The sequence below is a fragment of the Aeromonas sp. s3 genome, assembly GCF_040907805.1.
GTDB lineage: Bacteria > Pseudomonadota > Gammaproteobacteria > Enterobacterales > Aeromonadaceae > Aeromonas > Aeromonas dhakensis.
Genome location: NZ_JBFOCQ010000010.1, coordinates 100,340 through 117,042, shown reverse-complemented (window position 1 = coordinate 117,042; position 16,703 = coordinate 100,340). Strand labels below are relative to the sequence as shown.

Below are 16,703 nucleotides of genomic sequence, written 5' to 3'. Positions count from 1 at the left end.
ACTGCGCACTTTGAATCGACCAATCTGATGTCCCAACTCTTGCATCATCGACATCAAGGCGCGGCTGCCAGCCGAGTCCCGGCTCGCTTTGAACAAACGGCGCAACTCGCTGCGTTGTTGCATCCGCTCACGGTTAATCACCCGTTTGCGAGCCTGATAGTCGTAAAAACAGGACGTGGGAACATCAAAAGCGCAGCAGACCAGGGTGATGGGGGCTTGCTCCCTTAATCGGTCTATCAGCGCGTACGTGTGAATTCGTCCGCCATCAAGAGAGCAGTAGCCTTTTTTAGAATGTCCTTTTCGCGCTCGAGCCGGTTGATACGGGCTTCCAGCTCCTGGATTTTTTGCTGTTCCGGGGTCAGCGCCTTGCTGATCGGGGTTGTGCCAGTTCGTTCGGATTGAAGCTGCTGAACCCAGCGGCGAAGCACGGTTTCACCGACATCCAGTGAACGGCTGGCTTCGGGGACAGAATATCCCTGGTCGAGCACCAGGGATGCGGCTTCCAGCTTGAACTCGGCAGTAAATGAGCGACGTAATCTTGTCATTGAACACCTCAGGTCTGGGTGGCGACTGTACCACCTAAAATGGTGTCCGGGATGATTAGACCACTACACAATAAACATTGTTTAGTGGAACATCCAAAGTTGACCTTAACAGAAATGTGTTCCTTGTAGAGATGGTGGTAGCCCTTACCTAGCAACCATTTTTGCAGGTGTCAGCGGGGTTTTGCCCCAGAATCCGAACCAGTAATGCCCGAGGCTCACGTACCGCATCAGTGCCGACTGCAAGCACTTTACCGTCCATATTCGCAGTATATTCGGCCACTACATCGCCAAAAGCATTACGCTGCAAAGCAACCTTCTGGCCCTTCTTCACATCCTCCCCCAACTTGACGAGGACTTCTGCAAAGCCACCAGTCGTTGCCCGAATCGAGCTCATTTCATTACCTATATATGTCTTGTGGGTCTCGGCGGTGGCCCCAAGCTTTCCGTCTATCACCTTGTAGTGACTCAATACGTTTAAAGCCCCCTGCAAGCCTCGCTCAATCATATCCTGTTGATACACCCGTGGCTCGCCTACTTCTGCGGTTATAGCCGGAATGCCATTCTCAACAAACGTAGTTTCCATCGACCCAGTTTCGCCAGGATCCTTTTTGATTTGGTCGGCTGGGAACAGCTCCGCAATGGTCTTTACATCTGCATTGCGATAGTCAGCATAGATAAAGAGTGGGTATGCCGTCCCAGTGGACTGGGTGTGATAGTCGATAGCCAAATCGACATTCCCTTTGTAGACCTTGTTCCACATCAGCCATGCCTGACGCTCGGGAGCATTACCAGTCTCTTTGCCTGGATGGATCCGGTTGTAATCAATCACATCACCACCGTCAGTCGAAATTGCCCAAGTACGCGACACACGCTCTAGGCCGGAACGGTTGGGGCCAATAACGCCAATGACAGTCCCTTTCATCTTGGCCGGTTCAAGTTGTGCCATCGCCTTTTGTACGATCCGAACACCATTGAGCTCGTCACCATGCACACCAGCCTGTAGCAATACTTTTTTACCATCGGCAGCCCCTTTGGCCACCATGACCGGCACGTACCAACGTTGACCAGTTCCGGTCTCGACGCCCTCAAACATAAAGCGGTGCTGGCCTGTGGCAAGATCAGCTACATCGAGTGCTGAAATCACAGGTACGCCTTGGACCTTATCGCCTGTGTACTGGATGGCTGCCTGAGCAACCGAACCAAAAAGTGCTAATCCAACAGCAAACGCAACATAACGCATACGACTCTCCATGATGCTCAATATGATTAGTAAGTCCCGACTCGATAAGCTGGCAGGCAGTCCAAGGCTAAAAACATGTCGAGATGACTAGGCTATCAGGGAGATATATTCAGTATCTACTTTGGGTTAGAAAAAATGTGGCGGCAAGACATAGCTTCCGGCGGAGTAGATTGAAATGAACCACTTCCAGTGGCCATACATGCAATGGCTCAGGCTCGTTCGGTGAGGCTGTCGCCGTTGGTGAGGGGGTAAGCTAACATCGTGCCTCGGGCGGTTGAATCGTGATGTCGGTATCTCACCACCGGATGAGATACCGACATATCTAGCTGGCCTGAACCCACTCGACCTCTTCGGGAAGTGGCAGCGGCTTGGATGGTACAGAACTGGTCAGGGCATCATGGATGCAGTTGGCTATTTTCTGGCTGGTCTGCTGCATCCGAGTGTTATGCAGGTGAGCATAACGCAGTGATGTCTGACTGCTCCGGTGTCCGAGTTGGGATTGCACATCAAACAGGGTGCCGCCGTTGGAGACAATCAACGCCGCTACCGAATGACGGCAGGTGTGCAGGCACACCCCCTCCTTATCTATACCGGCCCGCGCCAGCATCCGCTGAAAACCCTTAGTGGGATTCTGCAATGGCTGCCCTTGCCGCTTACCGGGAAATAGGTAGGGATTTCCCTCTGTCACCGGTAAGTAGTTCAACAGCTCCACCGCCATATGGTTCAGGTGCAACACACGGCTATGGCCGTTCTTGGTGTGGGGAATGTATAGGGTCTTGTCCTCCTTGTTGTAGTGCTGCCATTTGGCCCTTGCCAGCTCGGCCCGACGCAAGCCGGTGAGCAGCAACATCTTGACGTACTGACCGGTATAGAAACTCTCATGCTGATCGGCGGCCCGGAACAGGCGGCGTATTTCATCTGGGGTGAAGTAGCGTTCGCGTCGATTGTTCTCTCGCAGTAACGACACCAGGGCTGCGGGATTGTCCTTGATCAGTCCGGCACGGGCCGCCCAGGTCATGATGGCCTTGAGCAATGCCAAGACGCGATTGCAGGTGGCCGGGGTGAGGCGCTTGAGCAACATCTGTTGCATGTTCTGGATGCGGGTGACGGTGATCTCTTCCGGGATCAGATTGCCGAAGATTGGCCGTAGGTGATTACGGAAGCGATGTTCATCCGTCTTCCAACTGCGATTTCGCGATTGCAGATAGGGGAGATAGTCCTCCTGAAACAAATTGCTCAGGGTCTTCTGGTTGCGCTTGTCCTCCTTGGCCTGTTGCGGGTCAACGCCTTCGGCGATCTTGCGTTTGTAGTCGAGCGCCAGCTTACGAGCCGCGCTGACATCCAATGCGGGATAATGCCCGAGGGCAATGGCCCGTTTGCGCCCATGTATCTGATAGCGCAACAGGAACTTGCGACGCCCCTCCCCCTTGCCAACCAGACAGCGCAGACCGGTCACGTCAGTATCTGAATACTCCGCTTCGGTACTGCGAGCGTCATCTGGGTTAGGGGGTAGATCGGCAATTCGCCGATTGGTGAATTTAAATCGGGTGGGTGTTTCGTTCATGGTTCGCTCCTCAAGATGTGAGCTGGTGCAACAGGGCATAAGCCTCCTTCACAGTGGAAAGGAGGTGTAATCCCCGTCTCTGGCTTGGCGATTAAAATGGTCGTTGCTCATCGCGCCTTGGCCTGGCTGGCCCGGCACGATGACAACGCGGGAAAGGTGAGTGAGCAGATGGCCGCCCCGGTCGCTACCCGGTCCGATCCCGTAAAAATCCCACCGAGCCCCGTGTCCGCCCCGTGTGAGCGGAGGGAAACGGGGCTGGTTTTTCCCTTTGAGTGATTGGGCTTTTCCATCTCAACCCCGTGAACCCGCGAAATTTGCGGAAATAATGGGGGGAGTGAATGAAGAGGTCGGGTTGCCCCGCACATTCACGGCGAGCCCCGTGCCCGCCCCGTGTGAGCGGGGGGAAACGGGGCGCGTTTTTCCCTTGGAGAGACTGGGTAAATCGACGCCAACCCCGTGAACCCGCGAAATTTGCGGGAGTAACAGGGGGGGATTATTCAGTGGCTACCCTGATCGCGTAGACACCCAGCGACAGGTAGGTGAGGAAATTGCCCTCCCATAACTCATAGAACTCACCCAACTCAGACAACGGCACCACGTGCGCATAGGCAATCAGCCCTTCCTGGCTTAAGAAGTCAAAATCGACCTCCTTAGCCAATTCGGCATAGTCACCCATGCCGACATAGGAAAAGTCCGTCATATAGACCAAGGACCATAGATTTCCTTGCCGTTGCAGGCGGATTTCCACCGGATGAAAGCCACCGGTTTCCGGGCCATAACCCGGATCACGAAAGTTCATCGTGACAGCACGGGCTTGTGGCCATGTGGGATGGTGCCTGTTCAGCAGGTCGGTCAGGCATACGGCGAACCGGGGTGAAACCGGCAGGGGGAGTCCCTGCCAGTTCAGTGCTATGTCACGGTCGCTCATTGTTGGGTCTCCTGTCCGGCTACCTCGTCGCCGGTCTCGGATCCCGTTTCGGCCCCGGTCTCATCCATCTTGTCTGACAAACCGGCCTGGTCGTTGGCTGTTTCCAAAAACGGGGGCTTATTGCCTTTCTCGATGGTTATCTCATCGGTCGTGTCATCTTGGCCCTTCTGTCCCTTGGCTTTTCCCTTGCGAGCCTGTTTATCCATATTGGCCGGTTCATCCAGCTGAGTAGACCAGTCGCTGAGGGATAGGCCGACCCGGTGGAACGGTGAGTTGGGCTCGGCGGCGACCAGTAACTTTTCAGCACGCAGGATGGCGGCGAGGAAGCCGTGGTTATTGGCACTGCCTCGAACAAACAGCGCCTTGAGCGCTACCGATTTGAATGGCACATCCTTGAGGATATCCAGCAGTGCCAGGATGTCATCGAGCGATAACCAGTGTTTGCTGAACAGGCCACCCGTGTCGTTGGCGGTAATGCGAAGCGCGTAGCGACCTTCATCGTTCTTGCCCACCTCGTAGTGCAGCAAACCACTGGCCCGTGCGCTGATCTTCGGGGCCTTAGCAGATTTAATAACAGTCCAGACCGGAGCAGCCGACGCTGCCGGTTGTGTGGCTTTTGCCATGATGGTGTTCCTTCTGAAGGGATTACTTGAAGAAGTCAGCCGCTTTACTGCGATGACCTTGATGGATATGACTGCCTAACGAGGCAATGGCTCCGCTGATGACCCCCAGGTCATCGGTGAGACCTACGCCGGGGATAAAGTCCGGTACGGCATCGACCGGACAGAGCAAATAGGCGAGTGCGCTGACCACGATGGTCTTGACCCACACAGGCGTCTGCTCGTCGGCCATCAACAGGTAGAGCAAGACGGCCTGCTCAACCAGCAGCTTCATGCCCTTGATGTGCTTGAGCTTGGCGAGTAGCGAGGAGCGGTTGATCTCGGTCATGCGGCCCACTCCCCATCCCACTCTGACGCCAGCACCAGACTGACCACACCATCGCAGATATCCAGGACCGGACCAGCGTTCCGGGCGGTGACGTTGAGCAACTTGAACACCGGATGGTCTTTATCGTGCAGCGCCACTTGTGTGCCCTCCAGAGCAATCCAGCGCTCCGGTAACGGCAACCAGTAGACGGCTTGCTCGGCACTGTCCGTGGTAAAGCTGCTGTCACCCATATCCCAGACCTCTTCAAAAATGCCGTTGTCCAGGTCGTGGGTAGCCTGACCGGAGAAGCGGGCAATCGACAGCACCAACTGCCCTATCTGAGTAGAGGGCAGTTGGTGCAAGGTGTAGGTATTGGTGTGACTGAAGATGGCAACCAATACCGGCAGACCGGGCATTGGCAACGATTCCGGTACATAACGACCGTGGATGCGGATGGCTTTGACCAGTTGATGATGGCGCAGCAGAGCCCGCGACAGGGTATCCAGATAATCCTGAGTCGCGTTCTTGCCTTCGCCAATGGCATCGAATATTGAAAGTTCAGACATGGATATCTCTCCTTTGAATTTAAATAACCGAAATGGCTATTGGATATCAAAGGATTTATATATATTTCAATCGATAGGTAATTCGGTGGCTGGTATGTATTTAAATATCAACGCTATATATTTAACATGAGGTTAATCTCGCGCGCGCGAATAAATGAGTGAAAATTAAAATTCAAGAGAACCTATTTACTTTATTGAGCGGCAGCCGTAGATTATATCTGTTGATGACAACATGAGAACTGCGTTGATGGGTGAATGAAGATGTTGTTGAACAGGTATGGGGAAACCACTACTCGTATCTTGAAGGAGACAAATATGATTAAGATATCAAGCCTGTTCATCAACCCAATCGACGCATATCAGGTCAATGAAATCGTAAGTCGTGATCATCGTGAGAAATTCGATCTGAATTCATTTGAGGAGAGGATTAATCGTGTATTGAGATCTATGTTCGGTGCTGAGTTGGATGAAGTCCTTATTGGAGAGCGATTCTACGCATACAAACTCAAACGGCGGCTGGCAACTCGCAAGGAGAAGGTGAAGTTGGGGCGACTAATTGTGCGCATAATCCCGGAGCTAATCCCTGCCATCATGAGCTATCCGAAGCGGCACCCTGAAGAGTTAAGAACCTGTCGGAAATTGTTCCAATGCGTGAAGGCGAAGAAACGACTAGCTAAAGCTTCTCTACAGATATCTTGAATAAGTAACCCCTAGAGTTAAAAATCAAGGGGTTAAAACAAAAAAAACAATAGCGGGGAAGGGGGAGTTATCTTTGAGAGCGAACTGGTTTTTTATTAGTTTTCATCCGTCATTCTGCACCTAAATTTCATATCTTAAAAGTTGACAATGTTCACGAAATTGAGATTAATTTGCTAAATCCGATGATGTTATGGCTTTGTTCGTGCACGAAGATTAGGTAAAAATTCACATCATCTCATAGGTGGGACAAACATTGTTCTGAACATTTCAGCTTTTTTGCCACCACCTACTCAAGATCATCAAAGTCATCATTTGCTGCCAAATTGCTGCGAACGCGTAGTCATTATCGCCGAAAACAACAAAACCAAGCAGGTGTCGAAGGTCGGTTCTGAAAATGGATAATGGTCTCACACCAGGACTTGTTCGAACCTGCTCAATGCGAACTTGAGTTTGCAAGTTGTGGCTGATAGCCTATAACCCATCGTAATCAATACAGGCTGTTCAGATGCCAACATCTATAGAGATCGATATCTTTGTCGATGGGGAAGAAACGTACCACTTGGAAGATTTTAGGCAATTTTGGGTCAATATTTGGGGACAAAAATATCTCAATCTAGGACCTATCAGATTCAATAATCCGGTGAACGTAAAGGAGAAATCTGGATTTGATTCTCTGCCTCAAGACCTTAAAGTGGCATTCGAAATCAGAAATCCAGACATATTCTTCGTTGCAAGTATTGGAAATAATAAGGTGGCCTTGGGTAGTATAGAAATTACAGTTCATTCACCTGATGGATCTAATGTTGAAAAACGTTATCCATGCATTTGGGCTGGTAGAAAAATTGGATTCACCTCGTTTGTGGTTTGCCCATACATGAAGTCCAGACGTGGAGGCCAAGTCAATAAACTGCCCAATCGCCACTCTGTTAGAAACATTGATTTTATCAATGAATGGAAAAGAGAAAAATCCCCAAAAGCCGCTCTTCATCAAATTATTCCACTGGAAGAATTACAAGATGATTTAAGTGCTGCTTATGCTCTGCTTAAAATGCCTTTGATGAACTGGCAACGTTTGGCAGGATATTTTTGTGATCTACTTGCTGAAAATATAAAACCAGGCTCAAGTGCAAACAGAATTGAAACGTTTATAGAAGAGCTTCAAAAGCTAGCCTCTGCTTGCAAAAGCGTCACACGATACACAAAGCCATCGAGCTTTATGGAGGATGGTGGCCGCTGGATTCAAATTTATAACACTCGCCCAGACTCCGGACACTGGGAGCGTGGTGAAGGCCAATTCGATTCAATAGATGGTCGTCTGATGTTTACATTGGATGATGCGGAAATTAAGGGAATAAAAACCCCCATTGAATTTTGGATGCCACAACTTTCTAAGAGACACCCTTGGGTTATGGAACAAGTTGAAAGAGATCATGGCAGCAAACGGTTTAGAAATATTGTAAAAGTGTTAGGAAATTACATTACTGTCAAGTTTTCAGATGACCTAACACATGCTGACTTGCAGACTCTTCAACGTAATCCGGGTCTGACTCTTGAACGACTAGACTGGAAGAGTGGAATACTAAAAATTGCCGACCTGCTTGGCAATTCAAACCCGGAAAAAATTGCTCGTGCAGGCCTGAAATCACCCAGTTCAAATGTGCTAGATGCTATACAGAAAATTCTATCTAGCAATACGACTTTCATCAGCACACATCGTTTATATGAGGCTGACTGGGAAAGTACGTTAATAAAAGAAATCAATTTAACACCAAAAGGTTCGACGATTATTGTGCCTCGAATCCCAAAATCGCAGTTGACTGGGCAATCGAAATTTAACGAGCGAGAAGTGATCTTCGCTGAGGATTGTACAAAATGGCAGTTAATGGCAATTCGACAACTTCATCGTCAGAGTTTTGAATGATATGGCCGGACAAGGAAAAACAACCCGAGAGTATGCTAAACAATTAATCAACGAGGGCTGGAATGTCCTCTATATCTGTATACCAAATACACCGCACGTGAGAGTTGTTCCAATCCCAACATCACATGGCGTAAGCAAGCAACGATATCCAGATATTGCTGCAGAAAAAGATGGCTACCTATTACTCGTAGAAATAGAAATGAATTTAACTGAGGCTGTAGTCCAGGATATTAGTCTTAGGTTCAATGAGATGCGGCATTCATTAATAAATCCAGATCTTTACAGAGCTTGGAGTAATAGCGTAGAAAGCGTTAGCAAGCATAAGATGCCAGCTAGTCCTATAATAGAAACGAGGTTGAAGATAGTCAATGGCATTACTCGAAAATCAACCAACCTCGTTTATCAATTGCAATCTCAGGGTATTTCAATCGTTGGTGAGTTATAGAATTTAGATAAGCAATAAAATAAGCTAAAGGTTCACGCTATCCAACAACTCCTCAATTGCAACCTCGCGCCCTGATTCATCCAAAACTTGACAATGCATGTAATCGTCGAGTACTAGAGGAAATACTGACATCGACAAAGCAACACCATCTTTCTCGAGTTCTGGATGTTTCATTTTCAGTTGACTCATTCTATTGGTAGCCATTTCTTTGAACTCAGCAACCTCTATTTTGCGTCTATTTTCTTTGAAGATTGACTTCATCGGTTTTAATACTAGCAAGCAAGAAACACCTAGCGCATCGACCCGACTATGCTGAAACTTTGTCTTTCTTTCAGTTTGAATCGGCCAAGAAACTGAGACACGTAATCCTGCATTTTTTATCGCTATAAATAGAGACTCCCAAGCAACTAGTGCCTTATGACCATACATTAGAACGATTATGCCATCGTCAGTTAGCTTACGACGCGCCTCAGAAAGACATGCACTCATTTTTTCAGCAAAAAAACTTGCGTTCTTCGGAGCCGGCGCCAGTTTGTGCTTTCGATCAACGATAAGTTCTTGAGCTTTAGGAGTTGCCTCATCAGAGAACCAATCAGGAAAGTCACCTTGGACTAGCTTTTTTGTCCACGGATAAAAGAAATCACTAAGATATGCATAAGTAATTGAATCGAAATACGGTGGATCAATAACAACTAAGTCCAGTGATTCATTAGGTATGCGTGTATCAGCGGCATCGCCTTGGCTTACATTGGCCTTCCCCTGTATTGGCAATAGTTGCTCTATTGCTTTAACAACCCATTTGCTTGAACTTATCCAGCCACCAGCCCCGGTACTAAATGGTGGAATTTCTACATAGTTCCAAACCATGGAAATAGCTTGGCGAACAAATATATTTGCAGGAAATGCTCCGTTTGACTGCCACCAGGAGTGCCGATTACTGTAAATTGAAACTTTGTTCATTATCATTAACAGGCAAAGATAGCGAAACTTCACTTCTTCAGCTGACGAACTTGTCGCGTCAATGATTTTTCGATGATCTGCGATGGCCCGAGCCATAACTTGTATAGCTTGATGCTGACGTGGGTTAAAGAGATCAAAAACTGTTTTAATGCCGTACTGAATTGCCCATAGGTGGCGAATTCCGTTCAAATCCAAAGGTAGATTAAGATCAACAAAATTAACGCTATTCTTTATGGCATTCTTTCTATTGGGTTTAGCTTGAAGATTTAATGATTTTATCGGGACCGTGTACTGCTTTTTCCCTTCTATTGTTGTTAATTTCGCGTACTGCACCTCACTAAGGAGGCCTGCAACTCCTTGGCGCATTATTTCATCGGTACCGATAGATCCACCACAAAATATACATGAAGCAGATTTTGATGCTATGGTACCAGTGTCGGCATCAAGTAAATCAGATTTACTTGATGGCTCATAAACTTTCAAGTCAAGTACCCCGTTCTCTCGGTCTGCGTTTATTTTGAGAGCTTGCTTGTTACCTGTTTTGCTGAGCCATTTGTTCTGAAAGAGTGGAGCAAGTAGTTCACAATGCGGGCATCGATAGGTTTTGAACCAGAAATACGCTAAGTCATCTTGGCTTGGGTACGACGACAAAATCTCTTTCTCAATTAGCTCTGATACTGATTTAATATCCGTTCGCAGGCGATCTAATGCACTCTGGGAAATTCCTGGTGCAAAGTTTAGAGCCAGCTCTAGTCCAACAGATGCAATAGGATTCAAGTCAGATGCATAAGTCTTTAAACCCAATCGAATAGACTCAAGCGGAATTGACCCGCCACCAGAAAAAGTGTCTGCAAGACTGGGGTTAGAGTTGGTGCAAGCAATAATATCTCGTGCGGCTGAAATTAGTTTGTGATTGTTTGAATTACTAAAATCGGACATTTCAGAGACAAATTTAATTATTCTTGCATCAAAATCTTTCAATTCCGGATATAGGCTTGATAGTATTTTCATCACCCGTCCGTTCTTTAAAAGAACATCTTTTGAGGGGAGAGAAGCCAGAAAAATAGTTGCACGGCAAACGGCAAGTGGACGCCTTGCCCACCATGCTTGGAGTGTGCTAATGTGTCCTTGCCTAATCGATTTCTCCCGCTTACAGCTTACCGAAACTTCTTCTACTGGAAAAATTTCTTCGATCAATCGTTTCATTTTTCTTCCGGGTATTTATTTGCAAGTTGACGTAATGCCACCTCTTTAGGGAGCATTTCACGAAACAGTCTAACCAAATCCTTTGCTGATATTTTTGGGAAAGAGTCCCGGTGACCGACGCTTGGTCTATGAGTGATGATGAACTCTGATACCTGTGGTGAATTCAAAAATACGCACAAACCCCGTAATATATCTGGATCATTTTCGACGTGTTTCACGACAAGAACATCTCCAGCACATAGAGCTTTTTCGCTGATATAAGTAGCTCCTAAAGTCTTGTCTGACCAAATTGGAACACGCCTCACGAATATTCTGGGACCTTCAAATCTGTCAATCTCTTTTGGGTGTGCCAGCTGCTTACCATAGTTAACCCAAAGCCTGCCCTTTTCATAGGAAAATTTACCAATGTCTCCGGTACGCAGGCAAGGCAACCAGCCTGGCTTGTAGCTTGATGATGAATAGGGCTTATTTTTAACGATCTCAGCAGATTGAGGGGGATCACCATCGCCTACCGCATATAATTTCACTCCTGTGAGAACGCGAAAGCCATCGACCTCATTCTGAGAGTCCTTTTGGCTTTTCTGGGTATAGCCTGCTCCACATTGATGATGGATGATGACGTGTCCTGTAGTAACGCCTAACGGGCGTCCTTTTAATAAGGTAAATTTGACCCCGCTGATTGCATCCACAAATGACATTGGGAGAAGAAAAATCAACTCAGCTCTCCCATTAAAATATGAATTACATTCCTCGAAAAACTTCACCTCAAGTTTTTTACCATAAGGAGGGTTTCCAAGAATTATGTTTACATCCTTCAGCAATGAGGTCTCTTCTTCGTGTAACAATCCATGTTGTAGTACCTGCAACGTGTCGCAGTTAATCAATGTGATATTATTATGTATTTTGGAGAAAAACCTGTTTAGGCGGTTTCTGGCTTTATTTATCATTTCTTGATCAATATCGAAGCCTATTAGTTTTATATCTTCAAGATCTACCCCAGATTTAACCAGCTCAACGGCTGCTGCTTCTAGTAATACACCATCACCACATGCAGGGTCAAAAACTCTCCAGCTTTTCTTTTCTGCTTTAATGTACTGACACATATCAAGTGCCACTTCTTCTGTGGTCATATACTGACCCAGTACGTGTTGTTTTGTATTCTTACGTTGTGCCATATTTATCGAATTTATCTTTTGCAGCTGTAACTGATTTTTTGGGAGATTCACGAAGTTCTTCAACCATCCACGTGGGGATTATTCCTACTGAGACAGATATTTCATCTTTGTCACACCCCAGCAATTCGGAAATCGCACACAATAAATCCGGAGAAGGCTTCCGTTTTCCATTTTCAATTTGAGATAGGAAGGATTCGGAAATGCCAAGCTTTCCGGCCACCTGACAAAGTGAAAGACCTAAGTTGTTTCTTAATTTTTTTAGCATGAACTTTGCAGCTATTGTAAAATTTTGGCATACAATACCATGGTTCTTTCAAGTTTGGTACGCCTCCAATCCATGGAGGCGACGTCTCGGTTTGCCAGGTGACCTGTTAGAGTGCCTTGGCCCCGACCTAAATCAGCAATCTGCTTGCAATACAGCTAGCCGCAACTGGCGATTACATTTGGGGCCATCCAATAGGCAGGCCGAGGCTATTCAGTTTGTTCATTGCGCAGATATACGCCATGATCTCGCCCACCTGATTGTTGTAGTTCCGTAGGTTCAATCTCGCTGTCATCACTTGCTTAAAACGATGTATCTCAGTCTCCACCAGTGAAACTCGAGATAGCCGGATGCCTTCGTCCAGTAGGGTAATCCCTCTTTTCACATGACAAGTACGACATCATGACGCGTATGCCCCTACTCCCATAGAACTGTGTTTTTGCTCAGTGGATTATGCAGGGCGGCAAGCACCTCGGCATCGTATATCCAGCGATACTTCAGCTGTCACTATATCGCGGCTGGCAAGGTCTACGGTCAGCTGTGATGCTGATCGTGAAACCTGTTTTTAATGACTTCGGAATCTACCCAAAAGGTTAAGCGGCCACGATTGACTAAGGATTTGTTGGGCTGCGACCAGTTGGTGATAGGAGGATGCGGAGGTCATTGCTGAGGAGGGGCGTACGTATCTTGCTATCTGTTGTCAGATGAAGCAGCGGAGCAGGAGGTGGGGATTATTAATCCCGAGCTCGGTGAGCAACCTTGCCAGAGATTGACCAGAGACGCATAACAAAAAGGCCTCGCATTGTAAGCGAAGCCTTGTAGGGTGTTCCGTCCAGCGCTGTGGTATGGAAACTGTCATGGGGATTTTCAATCCCCTGCTCTACCGACTGAGCTATCTGGGCAACGGCGCGCATTAAACCCTTTCTGAACGGATGTGTCAACCGCAGGGCGCAGATAGTCGTATCGTTCGCTCGACAAGTGAGCAATCAGGGTGTTTGTTGTGCGGTTTGGCCTGTTCTCATCCTGGGCGGCAGGTCGGCAGATGAAAAAAGGGGCCCTGGGGCCCCTTGTCATGGCTGTCGTGCTCAGTGGCGGCTGACGATGATCCGTCCGGTACTCATGTCACGGGCCTGACCGGTGACGCTGATCTTGAGCCCGTACTCGGGCAGTAGGCGACCGGCATCCGGGATCTCCTTGCTCTGGTAGCTGCGGGAATCCTTGAACACCCGGTTCGGGGTGATCCAGAAGTCACGCAGCAGGGAGCCGCTCGGGTGCTTGAGGTTGAGCGGCTGCTGGAAGCCCAGGCTGAAGGTGGCGTCGTGGATCTGGTAGCGGGTACCGGCCACGGCGCCGTCGCTCCACTTGAGGGTGCGCTGATCCGCATCCACCACCCCGAGGAAGCCCTCACCCGGGTGGACACCCACCCAGTTGTTGACCTGGCTGTTGTCCACGTACCAGAGCAGCATGCCCGGCTCGTAGCGCATCAGCTGGTCGGCCACGTTGATGTGGGCCAGTCCCTTGTCCACTCCCGCATGGTTGCGCCACTCGGCCAGGTAGTAGTGATCCTTGGCCTCGTTGCCGTCGCTCTTCACGAAGCCGGCGAGGGTGAAGGGGGAGTTGCCCTCGGCACCGTCGCTCAGCAGGGTGTCGCCATCGGCGAGGATCTGCAGCTCGTCCACGAACAGCCCGTTCTCGGCCACGCCGCCGTCGCTCAGGTATTGCAGGGTCAGAGTGACCTGCTGACCGGCCCAGGGGGTGAGGTCGAACTCGGCATCGGTCCAGCCATTGGAGTTGCCGGTGATGCCAACCCCGAAGCCGACCCCGTTGGGATCGTCACTGGTGGTCAGGTTGCCCGCGATGGGCTGGCCGTTGACCAGCACCCTGGCGTAGTCGTACCCCTCTTCAATTTGATACCAGGCCTTGAAGTTGAGGCTGGCGCTCTGTTTGCCGCTCAGATCCAGCTTGAGGCTCATGCGGTTGTCGAGGTTGTTGCCCTTGCCGCCGTGATACTCGTACTGGCCGGCGTAGGGCGGGTTGAGCGGGATCTGCTTGGCCGGCAGGTTGATGCGCACCACGTCGTCGTTGCGCCCCTTGTCGTTGGCCTGATCCAGCATGTAGACGTTGCCGCGCGGGCTGAGATCGGCGAGCTGCACATTGCTGCCGTGCAGCCAGTTGCCGCCGAGGGAGGCCTGCAGGAACTCCTTGGCCCAGGCGGAGAACCCGGTCGGCTCGGTGCCGCCGATGACCCCGGCCCAGGAGCCTGAGGACATGATGGACCAGGTCGCCACCGGTTCGCCCTTGCCGGTGTACTTGGTGTCGTACTCGTCCGGCAGCCCCAGATCGTGGCCATATTCGTGGGCACAGACCCCGGCCGCCGCATCGATGGGCTGGATGGTGTAGTCGTAGGCGGCAAACTTGCCACCGAAGTTCTGGCTCGGGCTGCTGGTGCCCGGGATGGGGTAGGGGGCACCCAGGTTCCAGCGGTGCGCCCAGATGGCGTCTTCGCCGAGATCGCCGCCACCGGCCTCCTCGCCGACGCTGGAGTGGAAGATCATCAGGTGGTCGATGAGGCCGTCCGGCTCGTCCCGGTTGCCGTTGCCGTTGAGATCGTAGCGATCCTCCTGGTCAAACTCGGACAGATCGATGGAGGGGTCGCCCGCCACCTGGATCAGCGCCTCCTTCACCAGCTCCCGGATGGTGTTAGGGGTAGCGTTGGCGCCGTAGTAGGCGGCGTTCTTGCTGGCGGTATACCAGCCCGCCACCTGGCCGCGCACGCTGTAGCTCTTGCCTGACTGCTGCTCGTAGAACTGGCGCATGGAGATGAACTGCTCGCCGTTCGGGCCGGCATAGCCCTTGGACGAGAACAGCAGGTCGTTGTAGTGCGCCGGGGTGTAATCCGGGTAGTACATCTTGGTGAGCTCGGGGCGGATGCTGTTCTTCGGGTAGTCGGGGAAGTCCACCAGGATGGCGAGGATCTTGTCCTTGCGCATCTTGCCCTGGTAGTGCTCCCGCTCGATGGACTTGAGCAGCAGGGTGGGCACCCGATCGCCAGGACGGGCGGTGCCGTTGAGGCGGATCTTCTTGAGGATGGTCTCGCGCACCTTGCCCTCTTTCACCGCCAGGGTACCGCTGTTGCCCTGATAGGCCCGCGACTTCTCGCGATAGTAGCTGGTGAGGGCCGCCTGCTCCTGCTCGGGGGAGGCCAGGGTCGGGATGCGGCCGCTCTTCTTGAGCATCTCCAGCACCTTCACCTCATCGGCCAGGGGGGCATCGAACGGACCGTGGACCGGGGCGGCCATGGCGTGGTTTCCAATCATAAGGGTTGAGCCGACAAGCAGGCTCATTATTGTTTTTTTAGGCATTATCTATGTGCTCCTTCACATGATAAAAAGGGAGCCTCACTGGCTCCTCTTTCCGTACGGGCGATGGATTGCCCGCGTCCCTTGATACACTCCGTGGATGGCCTTGTCACCGTCGTGCTGCTGGTGGATCCTGCTGATTTCAAACGGCTTGCTGGCGCTGTCGTGTGGTTTTGACACATTCGTGCAAAGCTCCATATGGAGCAATCTTGTTTTGGCGGCAGATTACCCTTTATTAACCTTTTGTGATGGCACCCCATTTGGGGTGGCTGTGGACGGCGGCTTATCTTGGTCTGCCGCATTGAGCCGGATGGGCTGTGCGAGTATGCTTTGCCGCAACCGGGCCTGCGGGGCGGCAGATGGCCGAGATGGCACCGTCCGCGCTGGCATTTGATAACAACACAGTCGCATCTGGGGTTAATATGAGTCTTGATATGCAAGAGTGGCGCGAAGAGACCACCGCCATCGTCAACGAGTTGCTGGCCGATGGCAGCAACCCGGATCTGGAGTACGAGATTGAGCACCACTTTGCCTGCCAGGATTTCGATCTGCTGGAGAAGGCGGCGGTCGACCTGTTCAAGGCCGGTTTCGAAGTGACCGATGCCGAAGAGATGGAGCTGGATGACGGCGCCACCATCTTCTGCTTCGACGCCACCGTCGAGTGCAAGCTGGACATCGAGACCATAGTGGCGGACATCGCTACCATGCTGCCCATCCTCGAAAAATACGGCGTGGACTACGACGGCTGGGGTACCTACTTCCAGGAGTAAGCCGGCTCAGGGGGCGTCATCGCCATCATGCTGGCCGTTCATTCCTCGAAAAATACGGCGTGGACTACGACGGTTGGGGTACCTACTTTCAGGAGTAAGTGCGTGCCGGTGCGCACCGTCTGCAGAAACAACAAGG

Annotated in this window: 13 protein-coding genes and 2 pseudogenes; 3 read left to right on the top strand and 12 right to left on the bottom strand. The window is 50.5% G+C overall.

The window, feature by feature from the left end:
* The 7 genes and pseudogenes from AB5Y98_RS05820 to AB5Y98_RS05790 form a co-directional block, all read right to left on the bottom strand.
* Positions 1–545 (bottom strand): annotated as a pseudogene (locus AB5Y98_RS05820) (transposase); the annotation flags it as partial.
* A gap of 148 nt (positions 546–693) precedes the next feature.
* Positions 694–1,785, bottom strand: coding sequence for a succinylglutamate desuccinylase/aspartoacylase family protein (locus AB5Y98_RS05815; RefSeq protein WP_368231497.1), 1,092 nt, complete (start codon positions 1,783–1,785; stop codon positions 694–696).
* 322 nt (positions 1,786–2,107) lie between these two features.
* On the bottom strand, positions 2,108–3,349 hold the full coding sequence (locus AB5Y98_RS05810; RefSeq protein WP_368231496.1) for a tyrosine-type recombinase/integrase: 1,242 nt from the start codon (positions 3,347–3,349) through the stop codon (positions 2,108–2,110).
* Between the two features lie 493 nt (positions 3,350–3,842).
* Complete coding sequence (locus tag AB5Y98_RS05805; RefSeq protein WP_368231495.1) at positions 3,843–4,277, bottom strand: DUF2787 family protein; 435 nt, start codon at positions 4,275–4,277, stop codon at positions 3,843–3,845.
* Entirely contained in the window at positions 4,274–4,900 is a 627-nt protein-coding gene (locus AB5Y98_RS05800) for a hypothetical protein (RefSeq protein ID WP_368231494.1), read from the bottom strand. The genes AB5Y98_RS05805 and AB5Y98_RS05800 overlap by 4 nt, the downstream gene beginning before the upstream one ends.
* A gap of 22 nt (positions 4,901–4,922) precedes the next feature.
* A complete protein-coding gene (locus AB5Y98_RS05795) occupies positions 4,923–5,225 on the bottom strand; it encodes a YkvA family protein (RefSeq protein WP_029304363.1) in 303 nt (100 codons plus the stop codon).
* Entirely contained in the window at positions 5,222–5,770 is a 549-nt protein-coding gene (locus AB5Y98_RS05790) for a hypothetical protein (RefSeq protein ID WP_368231493.1), read from the bottom strand. The genes AB5Y98_RS05795 and AB5Y98_RS05790 overlap by 4 nt, the downstream gene beginning before the upstream one ends.
* A gap of 315 nt (positions 5,771–6,085) precedes the next feature.
* Between AB5Y98_RS05790 and AB5Y98_RS05785 the strand changes: the two genes are divergently transcribed.
* Both AB5Y98_RS05785 and AB5Y98_RS05780 read left to right on the top strand, forming a co-directional pair.
* Positions 6,086–6,469, top strand: a complete 384-nt coding sequence (locus AB5Y98_RS05785; protein ID WP_368231492.1) for a hypothetical protein — start codon at positions 6,086–6,088, stop codon at positions 6,467–6,469.
* Positions 6,470–6,974: 505 nt separating this feature from the next.
* Positions 6,975–8,390: a hypothetical protein gene (locus tag AB5Y98_RS05780; protein ID WP_368231491.1), complete on the top strand. Its 1,416-nt coding sequence runs from the start codon at positions 6,975–6,977 to the stop codon at positions 8,388–8,390.
* Between the two features lie 469 nt (positions 8,391–8,859).
* On the opposite strand, the gene AB5Y98_RS05775 is transcribed toward AB5Y98_RS05780, so the two are convergent.
* From AB5Y98_RS05775 to AB5Y98_RS05755, 5 genes and pseudogenes are all read right to left on the bottom strand, one after another.
* Positions 8,860–11,001 (bottom strand): DUF1156 domain-containing protein, encoded by a 2,142-nt coding sequence (locus tag AB5Y98_RS05775; RefSeq protein WP_368231490.1) that lies wholly within the window; start codon positions 10,999–11,001, stop codon positions 8,860–8,862.
* On the bottom strand, positions 10,998–12,176 hold the full coding sequence (locus AB5Y98_RS05770; protein WP_368231489.1) for an N-6 DNA methylase: 1,179 nt from the start codon (positions 12,174–12,176) through the stop codon (positions 10,998–11,000). The genes AB5Y98_RS05775 and AB5Y98_RS05770 overlap by 4 nt, the downstream gene beginning before the upstream one ends.
* Positions 12,163–12,441, bottom strand: a complete 279-nt coding sequence (locus AB5Y98_RS05765) for a helix-turn-helix domain-containing protein (RefSeq protein WP_368231488.1) — start codon at positions 12,439–12,441, stop codon at positions 12,163–12,165. The genes AB5Y98_RS05770 and AB5Y98_RS05765 overlap by 14 nt, the downstream gene beginning before the upstream one ends.
* Positions 12,442–12,613: 172 nt before the next feature.
* A pseudogene (locus AB5Y98_RS05760) lies at positions 12,614–13,083 on the bottom strand (hypothetical protein).
* A 440-nt stretch (positions 13,084–13,523) separates the two neighbouring features.
* Complete coding sequence (locus AB5Y98_RS05755) at positions 13,524–15,800, bottom strand: immune inhibitor A domain-containing protein (protein ID WP_368231487.1); 2,277 nt, start codon at positions 15,798–15,800, stop codon at positions 13,524–13,526.
* Positions 15,801–16,219: 419 nt separating this feature from the next.
* On the opposite strand from AB5Y98_RS05755, the gene rraB reads away from it, so the two are divergent.
* Positions 16,220–16,567, top strand: coding sequence for a ribonuclease E inhibitor RraB (gene rraB / locus AB5Y98_RS05750; RefSeq protein WP_080628938.1), 348 nt, complete (start codon positions 16,220–16,222; stop codon positions 16,565–16,567).
* Positions 16,568–16,703 lie beyond the last annotated feature (136 nt).